Genomic DNA, 17098 nt, shown 5'->3' with positions numbered 1-17098 from the left:
GAACGCCTTCGACATCACCTTCGACGGCCGCCTGACGGCGGCCCGCCAGTAACCCCAACCACCCTGGTTACACCGCTCGTTTGACAGACCCACTGCTGGTGGAAGGATCGTGTCTCGTGTACGGGGACTGTGGTGCCTTGGTCGGTCCGCAGGGTCATGCCGGGTTTCAGGTCTCCGGCGTCCACCCAGGTGTGTTCGGAGGGTGACCAGAAGGGGTGGTGGTCGGTCGCCACGATGACGCCGACCGTCTTCCGTGGTGTTCCGATGGTGAGTTCGGTGAAGTCCTTGTCGTCCTTTGTGATGATTGTTGCGAGGACGCTGCGGCCTTCGGTCTTTCCGGTTTCGGGATCGGTGGCTAGAACCTTCTTTCCGACCGTTGGAGGTGCGGTGGCCGAGCCTGTCCGTGTGCGGGGACTGACCGACGAGGAGGGGCAGCGGCTGCAGCAGATCGTGCGCCGGGGCAGCACGAGTTCGGTGCGCTACCGGCGGGCGATGCTGCTGGCCTCGTCGGGCCGACCGGGTGCCAGTGATTGCCCAGCTGGTGCAGGCTGGCGAGGACACCGTCCGGGATGTGATCCACCGGTTCAACTAGATCGGCCTGGCCTGCCTGGACCCTAATTCCTTGCTAACAGCTCCAGCAGTGGGGGCCACACCCGCGCCGGACTGTTCGAGTGGGGGCTGCGACGCCTTCCCGCACAGACCGGGGGCGGGTCTCAGGCGAGGCGCTTACGGCCCCAGAAGAAGAGGAACACCGTGACGGCGGCCGTCAGGGCCAGCAGGATCGACGCGCCAAACCACTGCAGGCCGTTCATCTGGGAGATCGGCAGGTAGTCGACCGACCAGCCTACAACATCGGCCTTCTTCATGCACAGGTCATGCGCCTGTTCCGTTTGCACTTCATTACAGGTACCCCAGCCGAGGAGTTCCCCGTCGCCGGTGATGTACGGGGGGTTCGACCAGTTCACCTGGTGCGCCCCTGGGGGCAACGTCGGCATCACGCCTTCGAACGTGACGCCCTTGTTCGTCGTGATCGTGACGACGTTGGCGAGCGACAGCAGGAAGTGCGCAAGGAAGTGGGACCAGACAATCTGGACGACGACGGTGAAACCGAGGGTGACCACCATGGCCACCAGCGTGCGGCGCAGCACCACGCCGATCGCCACCCCGCCGAAGACGGAGAAGAGGGCGAGGGCGACGGGCACGGGTCCCGTGTTGTTGAAGGTGGGTCCGGAGGTCCACTCCGCGCTCGTGGACTCGTCGTAGAGGTTCCACCACCACCCGAACGCGACCGAAAGCGCGACCGTGCTCACCACGACCACCAGCGTGGTCAGGGCCAGTTTCGTGGTCAGCCAGCGGGTTCGGCTCATGGACTGGGTGACGACGAGCTTGGCGGTGCCGTTCTCCAGGTCGCCGGTGAACAGCGGGGCACCGAGGAAGACGCCGAGCAGGATCGGCATCAGCCGGAGTCCCGTGGACGTGGGGTCGTACCCGGCGGTATGCAGCTGGGAACGCTGGAAGACGATGAACGCCACGGCGAGCGCGGAGGCGCCGAGGACGGTCCAGAACACGGCGCGGTGCTGGCGCCAGACCAGCCAGGTCATGCCCTTGAAGAACTGGGGGAGCTGGGGGAGCCGGCCGGTGCCTGTGGTGCCCGGGGCCTCGGACTTGGCCGTCGTCGAGGTGCTCGTGAGAGAGCTCATGCCGCCACCGTCCGGGTGTTGTACGCCTGGTCCTGAACCTGGGCGGTGGGGGTGATCAGAGGTGGTGCGTCGGGTGAGCGCAGATAGGCGAGCAGGAGTTCTTCCATGCTCGGGCTGTCCGTCTCCCAGGGACCGGTGGCCGGGCCCTGGGGGCGGATCAGGGCGGTGAACTGTCGTCCGCTGATCCGGGACTCGACGATGGTGTGGTGGGAGAGGGAGGCGGACAGGCCTTCGCCCTCCTTGGTGCCGGTGACCATGGTGTGTACGGACATCAGCTCGTCCACGTCACCGGCGAGGCGTACTCCGCCGTCGGAGAGGACGACGAGGTAGTCGCAGACGTTCTCCAGTTCGGCCAGGACGTGGGTGGCCATCAGGACGGTGGTGCCGCGCTCGGCAGCCTCGGCGAGGAGGGTGCCGGTCAGTTCCTTACGCGCGACTGGGCCGAGGTTCGACAGCGGCTCGTCGAGCAGCAGCAGGTCGGGGCGCTTGCCGAGGGCGAGGGCGAGGGCGACGCGGGTGCGCTGGCCGCCGGAGAGGGTGCTGATCTTCGAGTCGAAGGGCACATCGCCCGCGCGGACGATGTTCTCGGCGGCGCGCTGGTCCCAGGCGGGGTTCAGTTCCCGCCCCAACTGCAGGGTCTCCGCCACGGTGAACCGGCGGAACAGGGGCTTCTCCTGGGCGAGGAACGCGGTGCGCTCCGAGTCCACCGAGTCCGGTGCCGCGCCGAACAGGCTGAGCGTGCCCTGCGTCGGCTCCAGGACTTGGGCCGCGATGCTCAGCAGCGTGGTCTTGCCCGCCCCGTTGGGACCGACCAGCCCACAGATCCGTCCCGCCGGGAGCCGGAAGGAACAGTCCTTCAGTGCCCAACCCCCCCGGTAGCGCATCCCCAGGCCGCGCGCCTCAAGCGCCGGCTCCCCCGCACACATACCGTTACTCACCAGTGCTCCTAGTTGTCGTGGCCGTCGTGGCCGTCGTGGCCGTCGTGGCCGTCGTCGCCGTACCCGTGGCGTACTGCTTCTGCATGGCCGACGCGACCAGCGCGGCCACGTCCTCCTGCTCCAGGCCCGCCCCGGCCGCCCGGGACACCCACGCCACCAGCTCCCCGTACAGCGGTGAGTCGGTGCCTGCCGAGGGGCGGGCCAGTGTGCGGCGTACGAACGTGCCCTGGCCGGGGCGCGGTTCAACCAGGCCCTCACGCTCCAGCTCGCGGTACGCCTTAAGGGTGGTGTTCGGGTTGACCGCGCTGACCTCGGCGACGCTCTTGGCGGTCGGCAGCCGGTCGCCCGGCACCAGTACGCCTAGCCGCAGGGCCTGTTTGGTCTGCTGCACGATCTGCTGGAAGGCGGGGACTCCGCTCCGCCTGTCGATGCGGAACTCCACGATTACCACCACCATTTCACTACTCGATTAGTGGAATGATGATGGAGGGGTGCACGGGTGGTTGTCAACGGCAATCGGAGGGGCTTCCTGGGCAGGATTTCGGCCGCCGGCCGCGGCCTCGCCACGTCGGCGTCCGCTTCGACGCCTTATGGGCTCGTAACACGATCATGGTGAGGCGCGGTCTACCCTCGTGGGGTGTCGTCGCTCGCGCTTACCGCTTCTTCGCACTTTGTCGGCGTCTGCCGCCCTCGTCTATGCAGCGCTCCTGGATGCGGAATCCTGGCCGTCGTGGTCCGCCTGCGTGGGCGTCGAGTGGGATGTTCCTGTGGGTGTTGACCGACCGGCACGCGTGGGTGACGTGCGCACCATCCGGTCCCGCACTGGACGTGTGCGCTGCCGCGAGCGCGTCGTTGAGATGGTTCCCGACCAGCGGTTCAGCTACCAGCAGGCCGCAGGGCTGTTCGCATCTCGTCAAAGGTCTGTGGACCTGGCCCGAGCCGCCCATGGAGGTACCGACATCACCTGGGCAGCGGGTGGTGCCGCCTGCTCCGGTTCGCCCGCAGAGTGAAGGGCATCGTCGGTGAGGGGACCGCGAGGTGTTGGCCGCAATCATCTTTGTGGCCACCTCGGGCTGCACGTTGAACCAACTGCCACCGGGCTTCGCTCTGCAAGGCGTGACCGCGTTCCGGCGGTTCACCGAGTGGACCGAGGCGAGAGCCTCGGCCGGTCCGGCCGGTGCCTATGATGGCGGACGTGATCGGCATTCCACTCTCCGCGCTCGAGGTCGCGATGGTCCAGAGCGGCACCCGGGCCGTCGACACCCTGCGCGACACCGCCACCTTCGCACGGGAGTTGGAACGCCTGGGCTACCACCGCATCTGGTACGCCGAGCACCACCATTCGCCCGCGATCGGGGCCTTCCCGCCCGTCGTGCTGACCGCGCACGCCGCGGCCTCCACAGCGGTGATCCGCCTGGGCTCGGGCGGCGTACTCGCCCCCAACCACGCGCCCATCACTGTCGCCGAGCAGTTCGGCACCCTGGCCGCCCTGCACGAGGCCCGCATCGACCTCGGCATCGGCCGCGGCCCCGGCACCTTCGACGAGGCCACCGCACGAGCCCTGCGCCGGGGCGCCGGACCCACGACCGACTCCGAGTACGAGGCGGACGTGGCCGCGATCCTCGCCCTCCTGGTGGACGAGGTCGCGCTCGGCCCGCTGCCCGAGCCGTGGCTGCTCGCGTCCAGCCCTGCCGGGGCCTCCCTGGCCGCCCGGCTGGGGCTGCCGGTCGCCGTCGCCCACCACATCCGCCCGGACAACACCTCCGCGGTACTGGAGCACTACCGTTCCGCCTTCACTCCCTCCCGCTGGTGCGAACGGCCCCGCGTGCTCCTGTGCGTGGAGACCGTGTGCGCCGAGAGCGCGGACGAGGCCGAACGGCTCCGCGGCCCGATGAACGTCGTCAAGGCCGGGCTCCTCAAGGGAGTCGGCGACCTGCCCTTCCCCACGCCCGCAGAGGCCGCCGCGCACTGCTTCGAGGCCGGGGAACTGCGCGTCCTGGAGGACTTCCGGGCTAGGCAGGCCGTGGGCACCCCCGACACCGTCGTCCGCGGGCTCGCGCACCTGGCCGACGAGACCGGGGCCGACGAACTGATGCTCACCACACCCGTTTACGACGCCCGCGACCGGGTCCGCTCGTACGAACTCATCAGGCAGTACCTGGGCACCTGGCCGATCTCGGCCTAACCACCCTTCCCACTCGAATACATTGCGTAGCGAGTGGACACCTTTGTGCAGTGGAGCGGCTCGCACCGTGCGACCGCGTCGAACGAAGGGGGACACGCGTGAAGCGAATCCGACGCATGGCGACGGCCTTGGGAACCACCGGTGCGGCCATGACGCTTGCGCTGGGCGTGACGACATCGGCCACCGCGGCCGAAGGCACGCTGGTGATCAACGGTCAGACGCACAAGGACCCCAGCGGCTGCTACCCGATCGACCGCTACCCCTCGTCCGTGGCCAACGACACCGACGCGATCGCCGAGGTCCACCGCGGCCCCGGCTGCACCGGGCAGGTCGAGTGGCTGGTCTATCCCGGCGAGGTCTACCACACCGAGCTGGCACAGAGCGTCTTCATTCTGTGACGAGCCGGATCCCGCGACCCCTGCCCGGCGGCGGGGGCGCACAGGGCGGAGCGGCTGGATTCGAACCAGTGTCCTCGCGGTTTTGGAGACCGCGCGCGTCGACCTCTGCGCTACGCCCCGCCCCGCTGACGAGCGTACGCGACGGGGGCCGAGGCGGGGCACGCGATCGGCCGGATCGCCGACGTCACTGCCGACAAGCACATGGAGGGCGTCCGCCTCACCCGCTGGCTCCTCTCCGGTGCCGACGTTCCCGCTGTGGCGGCGCATGAAGCTGTGAGAGCTGCGCTCCTACGAGCGGGTCATCAAGCTGGAGCGGGAGCGGCTGGTCCACCGGGCCCGTCCGCGGGCAGTGGACCGGTGCACGGGCAGGCCTTTCCGTGAGGCCGAGTGCAGCCAGTGTGGTCAGCGAGAACCCCATGGAGACGGCGAAGGCGCCTCCTGCGGAGAGGATGGCCTCGGCCGGGACGCACCGGTGAGGTGAGTGAGGATGCCTGCGCCCGTGGCCACGATTGTGGACACCAGAGCGCAGATCACCCTGGTTGTGGTCTCACCTGGGTGTCGGCCGACTCGGGGTTCCCGAGCTCACGCACGTTGCTTGTGTCGAACTGTAGTGGCATGAGGGGTGGGCGCAACGACCCTGACACGTACGGGTGTTCGGGTCGTTTGCGCGGCCTGCTGGGTGGATTGGTCCAGGTGCTGCTGGCGACGGTGCAGCTCGCAGTTTCGCCTTGCTTCGGGAGTTCAGGGGAGTCCCGGCCAGCAGCGGAGTGCACTCTGCGAGGTCAGTCGCCGCCACCACCACCGCGACGACTGTTGAGGCTCGGCCGCCGTACCAGGCGCCGCTGAACCGAGGAGGGCGGACGGGCAACTGGACCTGCACAAGCAGTTCGCCGGGAGGCTCGGGCAGGCAGTACTTCGACATCCCTCCGGTGACAGATCTGTTGCCGGCGCCCGCAGCGGACCAGGGCCGGACCTGTGTCCTGCGACGACGCGAGGCGCCCGGTTACGGCCACCTGCGGTGGGGGCGCGGGCGGTGTGCATGCTGCTGGCCATGCCGTCCTCACCTGCTGCCCGCACGTACCTGATGTACACGGTGGAGGGGTACCTGGCGGGTGCGGGAGCCTGTCTCGGTTTCCTGGCCGATGGCTGGTGGGGCGCTGCGCTGGGCGCGGTCCTTTCCGTTGTCGGTGCGGAAGCGGTGCTCGCCGCCCACCGCCGGCGGCTGTCCGTCCTCCTGGAAGCCGGGCCGGTCGGCGTGGGCAGCGGAGCGGAGGAAGGGAGCACTGACGCGGTGGTCGCAGCCGTCCGCGTGTATGAGGCTGCAGTGCTCCCGCCTGCTCCCGGGCGCGTCAGAACGGAAGGCGCGCCGCACGGTCGGGTATCGGCTCGCTGGAAGCGATCGACGAGGGTCAGGACGAGGAGCGTGCGCGAGCGGCGGTGCGAGAGCTAGGCCCAGCGGCCTACGACGCCCGTACGCAGCGCAGACTCCAACCACCGCCGCCGTGAGCAGGAACGCGCCATGCCGTGCTCCCCCTCCGCGTAGTGGCCCTGCCTGTGCTGAGCGAACTCGAGGCCTCGCCGGTCTCGGCAATCTATTTTGCAACCACCGGACGCCACCGGAATCCGGTGTCTATCCTTACTGTCATGTCTGTTACCACCATGACCCTGCGCGTCCCGGACGACCTCGCCCCCTCCATTCGGGCCGCAGCATCCGACGCCGGCCTTTCCGTGAACGCGTACGTGGTACGCGCTGCCCGCCGTGCTGCCACCCTGGATGCTGCAAAGCAGCTCGCCACACTCGGCCTCGGCCACGACTTGGCGGGCGAGGGCGACACTCTGTGAACCGTGGTGAAATCTGGTCCCTCCCCGACGGCCGCAATGTCCTCATCGTCAGCCTGACCGGCCTCGAAGAGGCCTACGGCGCCGTCCTCGCGATCGTGCTCCACGACAGCGACCACTACCCGGACACCGCCATGTCCGTCGTCATCGGCGACCCGCTCCTCTGCACCGCCGTCGCCGTCAACATCGTCCAGCTGCGCGTCGACCGGTTCGACGGCGCCAAGCTTCTCGGACCGGTCGCCACCGAGGCAATGGCCCGTGTGGACGCCGCCCTACGCGCCGTCCAGGATTTGTAGGTCGGCCGTCGAGCACACCGGGCGGCGGTCGTAGATCCCGGACGCGCAGCGCCACCGTCGCCGGCAGCCGGGGCCCTCCACGCAGCAAGGGAGGTCCGCAGCTGTACGCTCACTCCGCCCTGGACGTACGCCTCGACGTAGTGCGACGCAGCGACGGCTGCGGACCAGGCTCCGGGGGCTGCCGTGAGTTCCTTCGCTGAGAGCGCGAAAGACCACGGCGGGATTCCACTGAGCGAGAGGGTCAGCTCGTCCAGGTCTTGATCTGGGCGGCGACCTCCCGCACAGGGAGACCGTCTCGGGCTGCGCGGGCCAGTGGGAGGACGGTGTCCAGGCCAGGGCTCACCGGCATCCCGCACGCCGACAGGTAGGCGGCGGTCACCGTGGCCGCGAACAGCAGGTTCCGCTTCTCCAGGCTCGGGCTTCTCGCCAGCTCGCACAGCAGCGCCGCGGCCTTGTGACGGGGCTCGGGGTAGACCTCGCGGTCAAGGATCTTCGCTCGGTGGCGTGCTTCCGCCGCGACCGGGACGCCGTAGTCGACGACCTGGGGATCACTCGGAATCTGCTGCGCCACCGCCAGGATCCACGCGAGGTCGACGCGAAGGTTCACGCGGCGTCCCTCGATGCCGTTTCCGCCGCGGCGTCCGGGAGGCCGGGGTACCGATCCTCGCCGACTTCCGCGTCGAACACGTCCGCGTACGCGGCCAGGAATGACGAGGCGCCGGCCATGAATGCCGCACGGGACTGGTTCACGTCGGCCTCGATGAGATCGGCCACGTACCCCTGCAAACTCAGGCCCCGGCGCTTGGCCCGGTCCTCAGCAGCTGCTTTGACGGCGTCGTCCAGGCGGATATTCGTCTGCTTTCCCATGCCAACACTGTAGCTATGTGCCGGTACCAGCGCATAGCAAATGGAGCAGGCGGTCCGGAATCCGGAGCGGAAGGCGGGATCATTCCGGGGGGCCAAGTGGGACGGGCGCACCGGGAGGGACAACATGATCGACCTTGAGGAACGCGTGAACCGCGTGTTCAACCCGGACCTGTGCCCCTTGCCAGCGAGGCGTACCGCTGCTAAGCCCCTGGCTCGGCCCGTGGCGTGATCGTCCTGACGTGGACAGCTGTATGCGCCGACCTCATCGGACCGACCCCTACGCTGCCCCGCGGGCTTTTGTCGTCGCCTACGACAAGGTTGCGCAGAACGTCGACGGGCTGAGCTGGAGCAAGCTGGAGCAACCGGCTTCGAACGGACTCCGGTGAAGGCGGGAGAGCTGCCCGCGGTGCCCGCGGACTGACGTGTGGCCGTCCCTGTGCGATTCTACCGGCGGTAGAATCGGCGTTATGGGTAAGCCGACGAGCATCAAGACCAGTGAGGACGTGCGCGATCGGCTGCGTGTCCTGGCCGCGGAACGGGGCACGACGGTCACTGAGCTGCTGGAGGAGCTCGCCTTCCGGGAACTCACGCAGGCGGAGCGGGAAGAGCGCGCGGCGGAGGCGGCGCGCGAGCTCGGCATCGAGTACAGCGAGCGGGTCCGGCAGGCCGGTCAGGAGACCTGGGCGAAGATCCGTGCGCATCAGGGCGCCGCCGCCGCGTGATCGTGACGGCCGTCCTGGACCACACCGCTCTGGCCGCTCCATACCGGGCGGATCCCTTCTTCACCGCCCTCTACATCGAGGCCTCACGCGGCACGGGCCGCGTCCTCCTCCCGTCCCTGGCCGTCGTGGCCGCCGAACGGGAGACCACCAGTGCCGGCCGGCACGCGGCGGCCCTGCGGTTCGCGGAGAGTGTCCCGTTCACCGCTGTCCACGCGGTCGACACGACGAGCTGGCCGAACACGGACTGACCCATCGCTCACGCCGCTGCGATCGCCTGGCACGCGATCAAGGCAGGCGAGCCGCTCACCCTGTGCCTGCCGCGCTGTAACCAGAGCGCGCCAGCGGTCGCGGGTGTTCTGCTCGTCGCCGAGCCACTGGACCTCTGACGCCTGGCCCGCAGGCCGACCCAGCATGAGCAGGGAGATGTCGGCCCGTAGTACACGTAGTCGCCGCTGCGGGTGAGGTCACGTAGCTGCGCGATGTCGGCGTCGGCCGGGCACGGTTGTTTCGGACCGCATGGTGGAAGCACAGGGCGAGTTCGGGGACAGTGCCGGCGACACCTGAGATGGTGAGTTCGCGCAGGCCACGGTGAAGTCACGGCGGACCAGGTCGTCGTGCACCGGCGGGTCGGCGGGCCTTGACCCGGAATCTTGGACACGGGCTATGCGGCTTGGGCCAGGGTAGTTGATGTTGTGTCGAGTGCTGTCTCGTAGGCGATGGGACTGCGTTGTCCGAGGCAGGAGTGACGGCGTCGGGTGTTGTAACGGTGCAGCCAGCGGAACGCGTCGAGGCGGGCCTCGCGCTCGCTGGACCAGCGTTTTCGTCCCTGGAGCGTCTCGCGTTTGAAGGTCGCGTTGAAGGACTCGGCGAGTGCGCTGTCGGCCGAGCTGCCGATCGCGCTCATGGACTGACGGACACCGGCTTGGCGGCAGGCGTCGGCGAAGGCCCGACTGGTGTACTGGACGGATTCAACTGATCGTCGCAACGCTGGCTGGTGGGAGTGATCGTAGCTGCTTGGTGAACACTTCGGCCGGGGTTTGCCAGCCGAGGGTTTTCCGGGGCCGGTTGTTGAAGACCGCCGCAACAGCCTGGAGTTCGTCGCTGTTCCAGCGGGACAGGTCGGTGCCCTTGGGGAAGTACTGACGCAGCAGGCCGTTGGTGTTCTCGTTGGTCCCGCGTTGCCAGGGGCTGTGAGGGTCGGCGAAGTAGACAGGGATGCCGGTCTCGACCGTGAAGAGGGCGTGCGCGGACAGCTCCTTGCCGCGGTCCCAGGTGAGAGACCGCAGGAGCTGTTGAGGCAGCGTGGTCATCGTCCTGGCCAGGGCTTCCTTCATCGTAATAGCGCCGTATCCGGCCAGGGCAGGGCCGTTCTTCGTGCGCGGGATCACGCCGTAGCCCTCCTCGCGCGGCAGGTGGACCAGCATGGTGAACCTGGTGGTGCGCTCGACGAGGGTTCCGATCGCCGAGCGTTTCAGCCCGATGATGAGGTCGCCCTCCCAATGCCCGGGAACGGCGCGGTCCTCGGCCTCCGCGGGACGCTCGCTGAGGAGGACCTTGTCGGTGACGTGGGCCCACGCCTTCTGCCGGCTGCGTGCCCGGGGAACACGCACGGCCCGTCCGGTGCGCAGGCAGGCCACCAGCTCGCGTTTCAGCGCACCACGTCCCTCGACGTAGAGTGCCTGGTAGATCGCCTCGTGACTGATGCGCATGTCCTCGTCGTCGGGGAACTCGACCGGCAGGCGTCGCGCGATCTGCTCCGGGCTCCATGCTGCCACCCAGCATCTGTCCCCGCGGTGCGGCTTGTTGCGTCCCTTCCAGGCCGGGCCCTCCGGACCCACCCGATTGCCTCCGGCATCCGTGACATCCCCCGACAGCCTGGCCTGGACATAGGCTCGCAGCCTGGGGTTGTCCACGAGCTTGGCCGTCTTCGGGCGCCGGGCCCGGCGTTCAGCGTGCCACTGCGCGGTCGAGGCCCGATAGTCCAGCGTGTAGGTCCGGGTGGAGGCATTGCGCCGCAGCTCACGCGAGACCGTCGACGGCGCCCGTCCGAGCCTGCGGGCGATCTCGCGGACGCCGGCGCCCTGGGCATGCCAGACAGCGATGTCCTCCCGTTCGGAAAACGACAGGTAGCGCCCGGACACCTCATCAGGAAGACACGGATTCACGCCGCCAGCGTGCCGGAACCAGCGAAACCCCACCGGCCCGGACACCCCGGCAGCACTGCACGCGACCTCGGTCTTGGCACCCTGAGCGATCACCGTCCAGAACCTGACCCTGTCCTCACGCCAGGCCACCGACGGCCTGCCCGGCGACGGCATCAACCCCCGATACGCACGGACCTGCTTGTGCCGCTCCACAGCGCCCATCGCTCCACCTCCCGATCAAGGTGTTGCGACGATCAGTTGAATCCGTCCTGGGCCCCGTGATCGGTGTGCATGACCGCCCCGGTGAGGCTGCCGCGGGTTTGTTCGGCGGCGGCCAGGGCGTCGGTGACGAGGTCGGTGCGCATGTGGTCCGCGATCGCCCAGCCGGCCAGGCGGCGTGAGGCGAGGTCGATGACGGTGGCCAGGTAGAGGAACTTCCCGCCGTCCACGGGGAGATAGGTGATGTCCCCGACGTACTTCGTGTTCGGCTTGCGTGCCGTGAAGTCGCGGCCGATCAGGTCCGGGGCCTTCGCCGCGGCCGGGTCTGCGATCGTGGTGCGGTGCCTGCGACGCAAGCGCACGCCTGCCAAGCCGATGATGCGCATCACGCGCGCGATCCGCTTGTGGTTGACCCGCTCGCCCGCCTCGCGGAGCTCAGCGGTGGTCCTGGGGACGCCGTAGGTGCCGTCCGAATCGCGGTGCGCGGCCCGTATCCGTGCGGCGCCAGTAGTAGAAGCTGGAGCGGGCGATGCCCAGGATGGTGCACAGCCGCTTCACGCCGTAGCGGCGCTGGTGGTCGGCGACGAACTGGAAGCGGTTCACCAGCGCGTCTCCCCGGCGAAATACTTCGCCGCCTTCCGCAGGATCTCGCGCTCTTCCTCCAGCTCACGGACCTTCTTCCGTAGAGCGGCGTTCTCCACCTCCAACGGCGCCGGCGGCTCGGCCAGCGCCCCGAGGCCGGCCCGCTCCGGCCACCCGGACCCAGCTCCGCAGGGTCTCGGGGTTGATACCCAGATCGGCGGCGTCCTGCCTGATCGTCGCCTCGGGCCGCGACTGGTACAGCGCGACCGCGTCCGCCTTGAACTGCGGCGGATGATTCTTCATGACCACGAGATGTCCGTTCTCAGATCCTCAGGATCCAGTGTCTCGTGTGTCCAAGATCAAGGGTCAAGGCACGTTCACGGCGGTCCGGCCAGCGCCCATCGCATGTGATCGCCAGCGTCGATCAGTGCCATACTGCCCTCCGGCAAGGCGTGCAGCTCAGCGACGTAGCCGACGAACCCTTCATCGACGTGCCCGCCGGTTCCGGGCAACGCCAGATCGTGGGCGCCGCTTTCACGGAGGCGGAGTTGTTCCGACGGGTCCTCATTGAGGTCTCGGGCATCACCACGATCGCTGACTGCGTAGGGCATGACCTGGGCGTGGCGCTGCCGCCCCCGAACTCTCCGTGACAGCCGGGAACCCGTTCGCATCATCCCCCTCGCGGACGTCCGACCGATCTGGGCACTCAGCGTAGTCGTCCGCCTTCGTGCCGCGCTTACCGGTGCGGGCACATGCCCTCCTCGAGTTGGCCTGCCCCGCGCCGCCAGCCTGGCGAACTGCACCTCGGTCAGACCCACAAGCGGCTTGAGGCTACTTCGGATCACCTGCTGAGATCACCCACCCACGGAGCAATGCTCGAGACCTGTGGATCAGCCCCGTGAGGGCATGCGGAGAGCGTACCTTCCCGAATGATCCTGTGATGGTCACCGAGTAGGCCCGCGTTCGCAGCGCGGGTCGGGAAGGCACGCCCGTGCTCAGCGTAGTGAATGCCGATGGTTCCACCGAGTCCGGTTCCCTGATCGACGAGATCGTGCGCGAGGACGCCCGCCGGATGCTCGCCGCCGCGCTGGAGACGGAAGTCAACCAGTACACAGCCGAGTTGGCCACCGAGCGGGACGAGCGCGGGCGCCGCCTGGTGGTCCGCAACGGCCGCCACCGGCCCCGCACCGTGGCCACCGCTGCCGGTCCGGTCGAGGTCGCGGCGCCCCGGGTGAACGACCGCCGCATTGACGAGGCCACCGGCGAGCGCAAGCGGTTCTCCTCCAAGATATTGGCCCCGTGGTGCCGCAGGCCCCCGAAGATCTCCGAGGTCCTGCCGCTGCTCTACCTGCACGGGCTTCCTCCGGGGACTTCGTGCCCACGCTGGAGCAGTTCCTCGGCTCGACGGCCGACCTGTCGCCGGCCACGGTGACCCGGCTGACCAGGCAGTGGAGCGACGACCACGCCACCTTCCAGCAGCGCGACCTGTCGGACCGCGACTTCGGGCCGGGCAGCTCGACCTTGTAGCTCTGACGTCACTCACCTATTGTTGACGGAACGAACGTTCTATCTCTGGAGGCTGGGGAACGATGGAGAACGACATGCCAAGGGATTCCGCGCCCGTCCTGGTTACGGGTGCCACGGGCAGGCAAGGCGGAGCTACGGCTCGGGCCCTGCTCGCGGCGGGTGTGCCTGTCCGTGCGCTGGTACGGGACCAGGCTGCCGCACTGGCCCAGGAGCTCGCGGGGCTCGGTGCCACACTCGTCAAGGGCGACCTCCTCGACCGCGACTCCGTGATCCGGGCCACCGAGGGTGCACGCGCTGTCTTCTCGATGCAGATCGCGCCGGCCACCGCGGAAGGCTACGACTTCGGCCAGCAAACCGCCCAGGCCGTGAATCTCATTGAAAGCGCACGTTCCGTCGGCGTCACGCATTTCGTGCAGTCGACCGGCAGCGGCGTCGGTCAGCACACCGAATTCCCCGGCTGGGACGAGGGACGCTGGGCACACATGGAGCCCTTTTATTCGGCGAATAGCACGGTCCAAGACCGGGTCCGTGAAGCCGGCTTCCCGTACTGGACACTGCTCAAGCCCAGTTTCTTCATGGAAAACCTCCTGCCGTCCATGCGGTTCTATTTCCCGCGGGGCCTCGAAGGCGGTCTGGTGTGCATCGTGAAACCCCAGACTTCCGTGCCTCTCGTCGCGGCGCAGGACATCGGTTCTGCGGCCGCCGCGGCCATCGCCGCGCCGGAGAGGTTTCACCAGATCGAGCTGGAACTGGCCAGCGACTACCTGACGATGACCCAGATCGCGGAGGTACTCACCCAAGTACTCAACGTACCCGTGTCCGCCCCAGACATGACCACGGAGGAGGCGTTCGCCGCAGGGATGACACCCGAAGCTGCCGGGCACGAGTTCTTCAACGTGGTTGGACAACCTGCCCGCCCCGAGTTCGCGAGGGACCTCGGCATCACCCTCACCACTTTCGAGGAGTGGGCACGAGGGCACATGACGGCCGCGTCCTGACGTCGTGAGGCAGGGCTTATCGCGCCTTGGCTCGGGATGGTCGCACGGGCTGAGCAGCAGGCGAAGCGGACACAGGGCCACGAACAGACCCTCAACGTCTGCGCCGTCGGCCAGTTCAAGGATCTTGAATGTCCGTCTAGCCGACCCAAATTGACCCACTCTCGTCAGCTAATCCTGCACGACAGATAACCGAAGTTGCAAAGGAACCCACCTCTATGACGTCGCACTCTGTTCCGAAGTCTGTCGGCGATCTCGCCGGCGTTCGGGTCATCATCACCGGCGGGACCCGCGGCATTGGCGCCGCAACCGTCAAACGTTTCCTGGCCGGCGGCGCCCAGGTCGTCACCGCCGCCCGGAACGACGGGCCAGTGCCCGACGGCGCCGAACTGGTTGTGGCCGACATGGCCACCCCGTCGGGCGCCGCGACAGTCTTCGACCGTGCCATGGAAACCCTCGGCGGAGTCGACGTTCTCATCAACAACGCAGGCAACAACCACGTCACGCCGGGTGACGTACTGACAGCCGAGGACGAAGTTTGGGACGGTAACCTCGAGATCAACCTCATGGCGGCCGTGCGGTTGGACCGGCTGGTAGCGCCGGTGATGCGCGCGAACGGTCGCGGCTGCATCGTGCATGTGTCCACCGGCGGAGCCCGGTGGCCCGTACAGGAAGACGGCATCCCCTACGCCGCGGCCAAAGCGGCCCTCAGCACCTACAGCAAGGGTTTGTCGAATTCCCTGGCAGCCAGCGGCGTCCGGGTGCTCACCGTCCTCCTCGGATTCTTCGAGACCGAGTCCAGCGTCGTTGGTATGCAGGAGATGGCAGACCGTAGCGGCATCCCCCTCGAACAGCTCCGTGCCAACCTGTATGAGCAGTTCACCGGTCCCATGAAGCGGCCCGGCCGGGGCGAGGAAGCCGCCGAACTCTTCGCCTTCCTCGCCTCATCGCGTGCCTCCTACCTCAACGGAGCACAGATCCCGCTTGACGGCGGTCTCCTCCCCACTATGTAACCAGCCCGTCCACGCGTGGCACTGAGTCCAATGGCTCGTGCGCAGGAGCACGGGCCGCGACCTGGAACGTCAGTCCGTCATGAAGCGTGTGTTGCGCCAGGCGTCGTACTCGGCATCGGATTGCTGTCGGGCTCGTGCGCCGTCGAGGGTGTCACCGCCGATCCTGAAGCGGAACAGGTCACTGTGGTCGGTGGCGGCGGTGAGCACCGTAGCCGCCACCTCGTCCTCGGTGGCGAAGTATCCCGCGGGCGGCTGGACGTCGAACGCGGCCAGCTGCTTCTGGACGAATGGCAGGTAGGCCTCCGGGGCGGGGATGGTCTCAAAGCGCTTGTAGGTTGCCGCGAAGAAGTTGGTGGTTGCCATGAAGCCCGGTTCGACGACCTTGACCTGGACGTTACGGCTCGCAAGCTCGTAGGCGAGAGCTTCGGAAAAGGTGGTCAGCGCGGCCTTGGAGGCTCCGTATGCGGCCTGCAGCGGGAGGGGCACAGTGGCACCGTTGGAGGTCACATTGACGATCCGGCCGCCGCCCTGACCCTCGAATACGGGGAGGGCTGCTCGGATGAGGCGCATCGGACCGTACACGTTGGTGTCGAAGAGGTCTTCGATGACCGTGTGTGGAGTCGCCTCGAAAACCGAGAACAGGCCGATGCCGGCGTTGTTGATGACAACGTCCAGGCGTCCGAAACGCGCGGTCGCCGCAGTCATCGCCGCGGCTACGGAAGCCTCGTCGCGTATGTCCAATGTCTGCACCAGCAGCCGGTCGGACTGCTCACCGGACCACTGGGCCGGGTCGCGCAGGGTCGCGACGACATTCCATCCCTCGGCGAGGAACTTTTGCGCGGTGCGATGGCCAAGGCCTGATGAGGCACCAGTGACGAGGACAGTTCGCGTCATAACCACTCCCATAACTATGCAACGTAAATTTACGCTGTAAAGGAACGCTAGCACCGTGCGATCTGTAGCGTCAACATCACCCTTTACGAGATATAATTATCTGCATGACACCCCGACCTCCGGCCTCGGAACGACTCGACCGGGCCGAAGTACTGTCCGTCGCTCTGGCCATCGCCGACGCCGACGGACTCGAGGCCGTTACGCTGCGCCGGATCGCCACCAGCTTCGGCGTCACGCCGATGGCGCTGTACTGGCACTTCAAGGACAAGGACGCCCTGCTCGACGCGCTGGTGGAGCGCGCACTCGACGAGATCGACCTGAGCGACAGCGACGAGGCCGATCTGCGCACAGTGATAACGGCCATCCTGCGCGTCTTGCGGGACCATCCCGCCCTGGCCGACATCATGCCGATCCGGATCATGCGCACCGATGCCGGCATCGACGTCGCCGAACAACTCGTGGGTTTGCTGCGGACCGACGGTCACTCCCCGGTCGCTGCGGCCCAGCTGAGCATCTTTCTGCTCAACGGCCTGATCGGTCTGGTCACCCGCCAGCCCGGGGAACCCGGCGTAGCCGACCCCTCCATGCGCGAAACCCTGCTCTCCACCAAACGCACCCGGCTGAAATCACTGTCCCCACAGGCCTACCCCCACCTCACCGAAACCGCCGACTTCTTCCTCGAACTGCCCGACGAGAAGGAGTACTACAAACAGGGCCTGACACTGCTCCTCAACGCCGCGCGACCCGCACCCTGAGAGGTCGTTCTCTGCCGTTGTTCC

19 protein-coding genes, 1 tRNA gene and 6 pseudogenes are annotated in these 17098 nt (G+C 67.8%); 15 read left to right on the top strand and 11 right to left on the bottom strand.

The genetic code is table 11. The annotated features are described in order from the left end of the window. Window positions 1–14: 14 nt before the first annotated feature. Entirely contained in the window at window positions 15–467 is a 453-nt protein-coding gene (locus tag ACIQFU_RS37095) for a polymorphic toxin-type HINT domain-containing protein (protein ID WP_402557648.1), read from the bottom strand. Between ACIQFU_RS37095 and ACIQFU_RS37090 the strand changes: the two are divergent. Continuing rightward, window positions 388–589, top strand: a pseudogene (locus ACIQFU_RS37090) (IS630 family transposase); the annotation flags it as partial. The gene ACIQFU_RS37095 and the pseudogene ACIQFU_RS37090 sit on opposite strands and share 80 nt — an antisense overlap. Window positions 590–713: 124 nt before the next feature. Here ACIQFU_RS37090 and ACIQFU_RS37085 read toward each other — a convergent pair. Genes ACIQFU_RS37085 through ACIQFU_RS37075 form a run of 3 tightly spaced genes read right to left on the bottom strand, consistent with a single transcriptional unit; the run spans window position 714 to window position 3095 of the window. Next, window positions 714–1700, bottom strand: a complete 987-nt coding sequence (locus ACIQFU_RS37085) for an ABC transporter (protein ID WP_402557647.1) — start codon at window positions 1698–1700, stop codon at window positions 714–716. Next, window positions 1697–2626, bottom strand: coding sequence for an ATP-binding cassette domain-containing protein (locus tag ACIQFU_RS37080; RefSeq protein ID WP_402557654.1), 930 nt, complete (start codon window positions 2624–2626; stop codon window positions 1697–1699). Before ACIQFU_RS37080 ends, ACIQFU_RS37085 begins: the two co-directional genes overlap by 4 nt. A gap of 4 nt (window positions 2627–2630) precedes the next feature. Then, window positions 2631–3095 carry a GntR family transcriptional regulator gene (locus ACIQFU_RS37075; protein WP_402557645.1) on the bottom strand — a complete coding sequence of 155 codons (465 nt, stop codon included), beginning with the start codon at window positions 3093–3095 and terminating at the stop codon, window positions 2631–2633. Between the two features lie 175 nt (window positions 3096–3270). Here ACIQFU_RS37075 and ACIQFU_RS37070 point away from each other — a divergent pair, with 175 nt between their 5' ends. The 4 genes and pseudogenes from ACIQFU_RS37070 (at window position 3271) to ACIQFU_RS37055 (ending at window position 5221) form a co-directional block, all read left to right on the top strand. After that, window positions 3271–3648, top strand: a complete 378-nt coding sequence (locus ACIQFU_RS37070; RefSeq protein WP_402557643.1) for an SRPBCC family protein — start codon at window positions 3271–3273, stop codon at window positions 3646–3648. Continuing rightward, window positions 3584–3805, top strand: a pseudogene (locus ACIQFU_RS37065) (transposase); the annotation flags it as partial. The gene ACIQFU_RS37070 and the pseudogene ACIQFU_RS37065, both read left to right, overlap by 65 nt. Before the next feature lie 28 nt (window positions 3806–3833). Continuing rightward, window positions 3834–4823, top strand: a complete 990-nt coding sequence (locus ACIQFU_RS37060) for an LLM class flavin-dependent oxidoreductase (RefSeq protein ID WP_402557642.1) — start codon at window positions 3834–3836, stop codon at window positions 4821–4823. A gap of 98 nt (window positions 4824–4921) precedes the next feature. Further along, entirely contained in the window at window positions 4922–5221 is a 300-nt protein-coding gene (locus tag ACIQFU_RS37055) for a hypothetical protein (protein WP_402557640.1), read from the top strand. Window positions 5222–5266: 45 nt separating this feature from the next. On the opposite strand, the gene ACIQFU_RS37050 is transcribed toward ACIQFU_RS37055, so the two are convergent. Further along, window positions 5267–5341, bottom strand: a tRNA-Trp gene (locus ACIQFU_RS37050). A gap of 45 nt (window positions 5342–5386) precedes the next feature. On the opposite strand from ACIQFU_RS37050, the pseudogene ACIQFU_RS37045 reads away from it, so the two are divergent. The 3 genes and pseudogenes from ACIQFU_RS37045 to ACIQFU_RS37035 form a co-directional block, all read left to right on the top strand. Then, window positions 5387–5570, top strand: a pseudogene (locus ACIQFU_RS37045) (DUF2637 domain-containing protein); the annotation flags it as partial. Window positions 5571–6865: 1295 nt separating this feature from the next. Next, window positions 6866–7063 (top strand): toxin-antitoxin system HicB family antitoxin, encoded by a 198-nt coding sequence (locus ACIQFU_RS37040; RefSeq protein WP_402557638.1) that lies wholly within the window; start codon window positions 6866–6868, stop codon window positions 7061–7063. Next, window positions 7060–7356 (top strand): hypothetical protein, encoded by a 297-nt coding sequence (locus ACIQFU_RS37035; protein ID WP_402557636.1) that lies wholly within the window; start codon window positions 7060–7062, stop codon window positions 7354–7356. Before ACIQFU_RS37040 ends, ACIQFU_RS37035 begins: the two co-directional genes overlap by 4 nt. 241 nt (window positions 7357–7597) lie before the next feature. Here the strand turns inward: ACIQFU_RS37035 and ACIQFU_RS37030 are convergent, their stop codons facing one another. Together ACIQFU_RS37030 and ACIQFU_RS37025 are read right to left on the bottom strand one after the other, a co-directional pair. Further along, on the bottom strand, window positions 7598–7963 hold the full coding sequence (locus ACIQFU_RS37030) for a hypothetical protein (RefSeq protein WP_402557634.1): 366 nt from the start codon (window positions 7961–7963) through the stop codon (window positions 7598–7600). Next, window positions 7960–8223: a hypothetical protein gene (locus ACIQFU_RS37025; RefSeq protein ID WP_402557632.1), complete on the bottom strand. Its 264-nt coding sequence runs from the start codon at window positions 8221–8223 to the stop codon at window positions 7960–7962. Before ACIQFU_RS37025 ends, ACIQFU_RS37030 begins: the two co-directional genes overlap by 4 nt. Before the next feature lie 467 nt (window positions 8224–8690). Between ACIQFU_RS37025 and ACIQFU_RS37020 the strand changes: the two genes are divergently transcribed. Together ACIQFU_RS37020 and ACIQFU_RS37015 are read left to right on the top strand one after the other, a co-directional pair. Then, complete coding sequence (locus ACIQFU_RS37020; RefSeq protein ID WP_402557630.1) at window positions 8691–8945, top strand: hypothetical protein; 255 nt, start codon at window positions 8691–8693, stop codon at window positions 8943–8945. Further along, complete coding sequence (locus ACIQFU_RS37015) at window positions 8942–9193, top strand: hypothetical protein (protein WP_402557629.1); 252 nt, start codon at window positions 8942–8944, stop codon at window positions 9191–9193. Before ACIQFU_RS37020 ends, ACIQFU_RS37015 begins: the two co-directional genes overlap by 4 nt. A 413-nt stretch (window positions 9194–9606) precedes the next feature. Here the strand turns inward: ACIQFU_RS37015 and ACIQFU_RS37010 are convergent. The 3 genes and pseudogenes from ACIQFU_RS37010 to ACIQFU_RS37000 all read right to left on the bottom strand — a co-directional run. Beyond that, window positions 9607–9921, bottom strand: a pseudogene (locus tag ACIQFU_RS37010) (integrase core domain-containing protein); the annotation flags it as partial. Further along, window positions 9914–11311, bottom strand: coding sequence for an IS30 family transposase (locus tag ACIQFU_RS37005; RefSeq protein WP_402557627.1), 1398 nt, complete (start codon window positions 11309–11311; stop codon window positions 9914–9916). The gene ACIQFU_RS37005 and the pseudogene ACIQFU_RS37010, both read right to left, overlap by 8 nt. Before the next feature lie 47 nt (window positions 11312–11358). Next, window positions 11359–12199, bottom strand: a pseudogene (locus tag ACIQFU_RS37000) (IS3 family transposase); the annotation flags it as partial. Between the two features lie 38 nt (window positions 12200–12237). Between ACIQFU_RS37000 and ACIQFU_RS36995 the strand changes: the two are divergent. The 4 genes and pseudogenes from ACIQFU_RS36995 (at window position 12238) to ACIQFU_RS36980 (ending at window position 15425) form a co-directional block, all read left to right on the top strand. Then, complete coding sequence (locus ACIQFU_RS36995) at window positions 12238–12540, top strand: LysR substrate-binding domain-containing protein (protein WP_402557626.1); 303 nt, start codon at window positions 12238–12240, stop codon at window positions 12538–12540. A 341-nt stretch (window positions 12541–12881) separates the two neighbouring features. After that, window positions 12882–13393 (top strand): annotated as a pseudogene (locus ACIQFU_RS36990) (transposase); the annotation flags it as partial. Window positions 13394–13491: 98 nt separating this feature from the next. Then, window positions 13492–14415 carry an NmrA family NAD(P)-binding protein gene (locus ACIQFU_RS36985; protein ID WP_402557652.1) on the top strand — a complete coding sequence of 308 codons (924 nt, stop codon included), beginning with the start codon at window positions 13492–13494 and terminating at the stop codon, window positions 14413–14415. A 215-nt stretch (window positions 14416–14630) separates the two neighbouring features. Continuing rightward, complete coding sequence (locus tag ACIQFU_RS36980; protein WP_402557624.1) at window positions 14631–15425, top strand: oxidoreductase; 795 nt, start codon at window positions 14631–14633, stop codon at window positions 15423–15425. Window positions 15426–15494: 69 nt separating this feature from the next. Here ACIQFU_RS36980 and ACIQFU_RS36975 read toward each other — a convergent pair whose 3' ends face one another. Next, the gene (locus ACIQFU_RS36975; RefSeq protein ID WP_402557623.1) at window positions 15495–16319 is read right to left on the bottom strand and encodes an SDR family oxidoreductase; all 825 of its coding nucleotides are present in this window, start codon (window positions 16317–16319) and stop codon (window positions 15495–15497) included. A gap of 104 nt (window positions 16320–16423) precedes the next feature. On the opposite strand from ACIQFU_RS36975, the gene ACIQFU_RS36970 reads away from it, so the two are divergent. After that, complete coding sequence (locus ACIQFU_RS36970; RefSeq protein WP_402557622.1) at window positions 16424–17074, top strand: TetR/AcrR family transcriptional regulator; 651 nt, start codon at window positions 16424–16426, stop codon at window positions 17072–17074. The last annotated feature ends 24 nt before the right edge of the window (window positions 17075–17098 follow it).

This window comes from Streptomyces sp. NPDC093065, from assembly GCF_044754585.1.
Classification (GTDB): domain Bacteria; phylum Actinomycetota; class Actinomycetes; order Streptomycetales; family Streptomycetaceae; genus Streptomyces.
The sequence above is the reverse complement of the archived record's forward strand: the minus strand, read 5'-3'. Positions and strand labels throughout refer to the sequence as shown.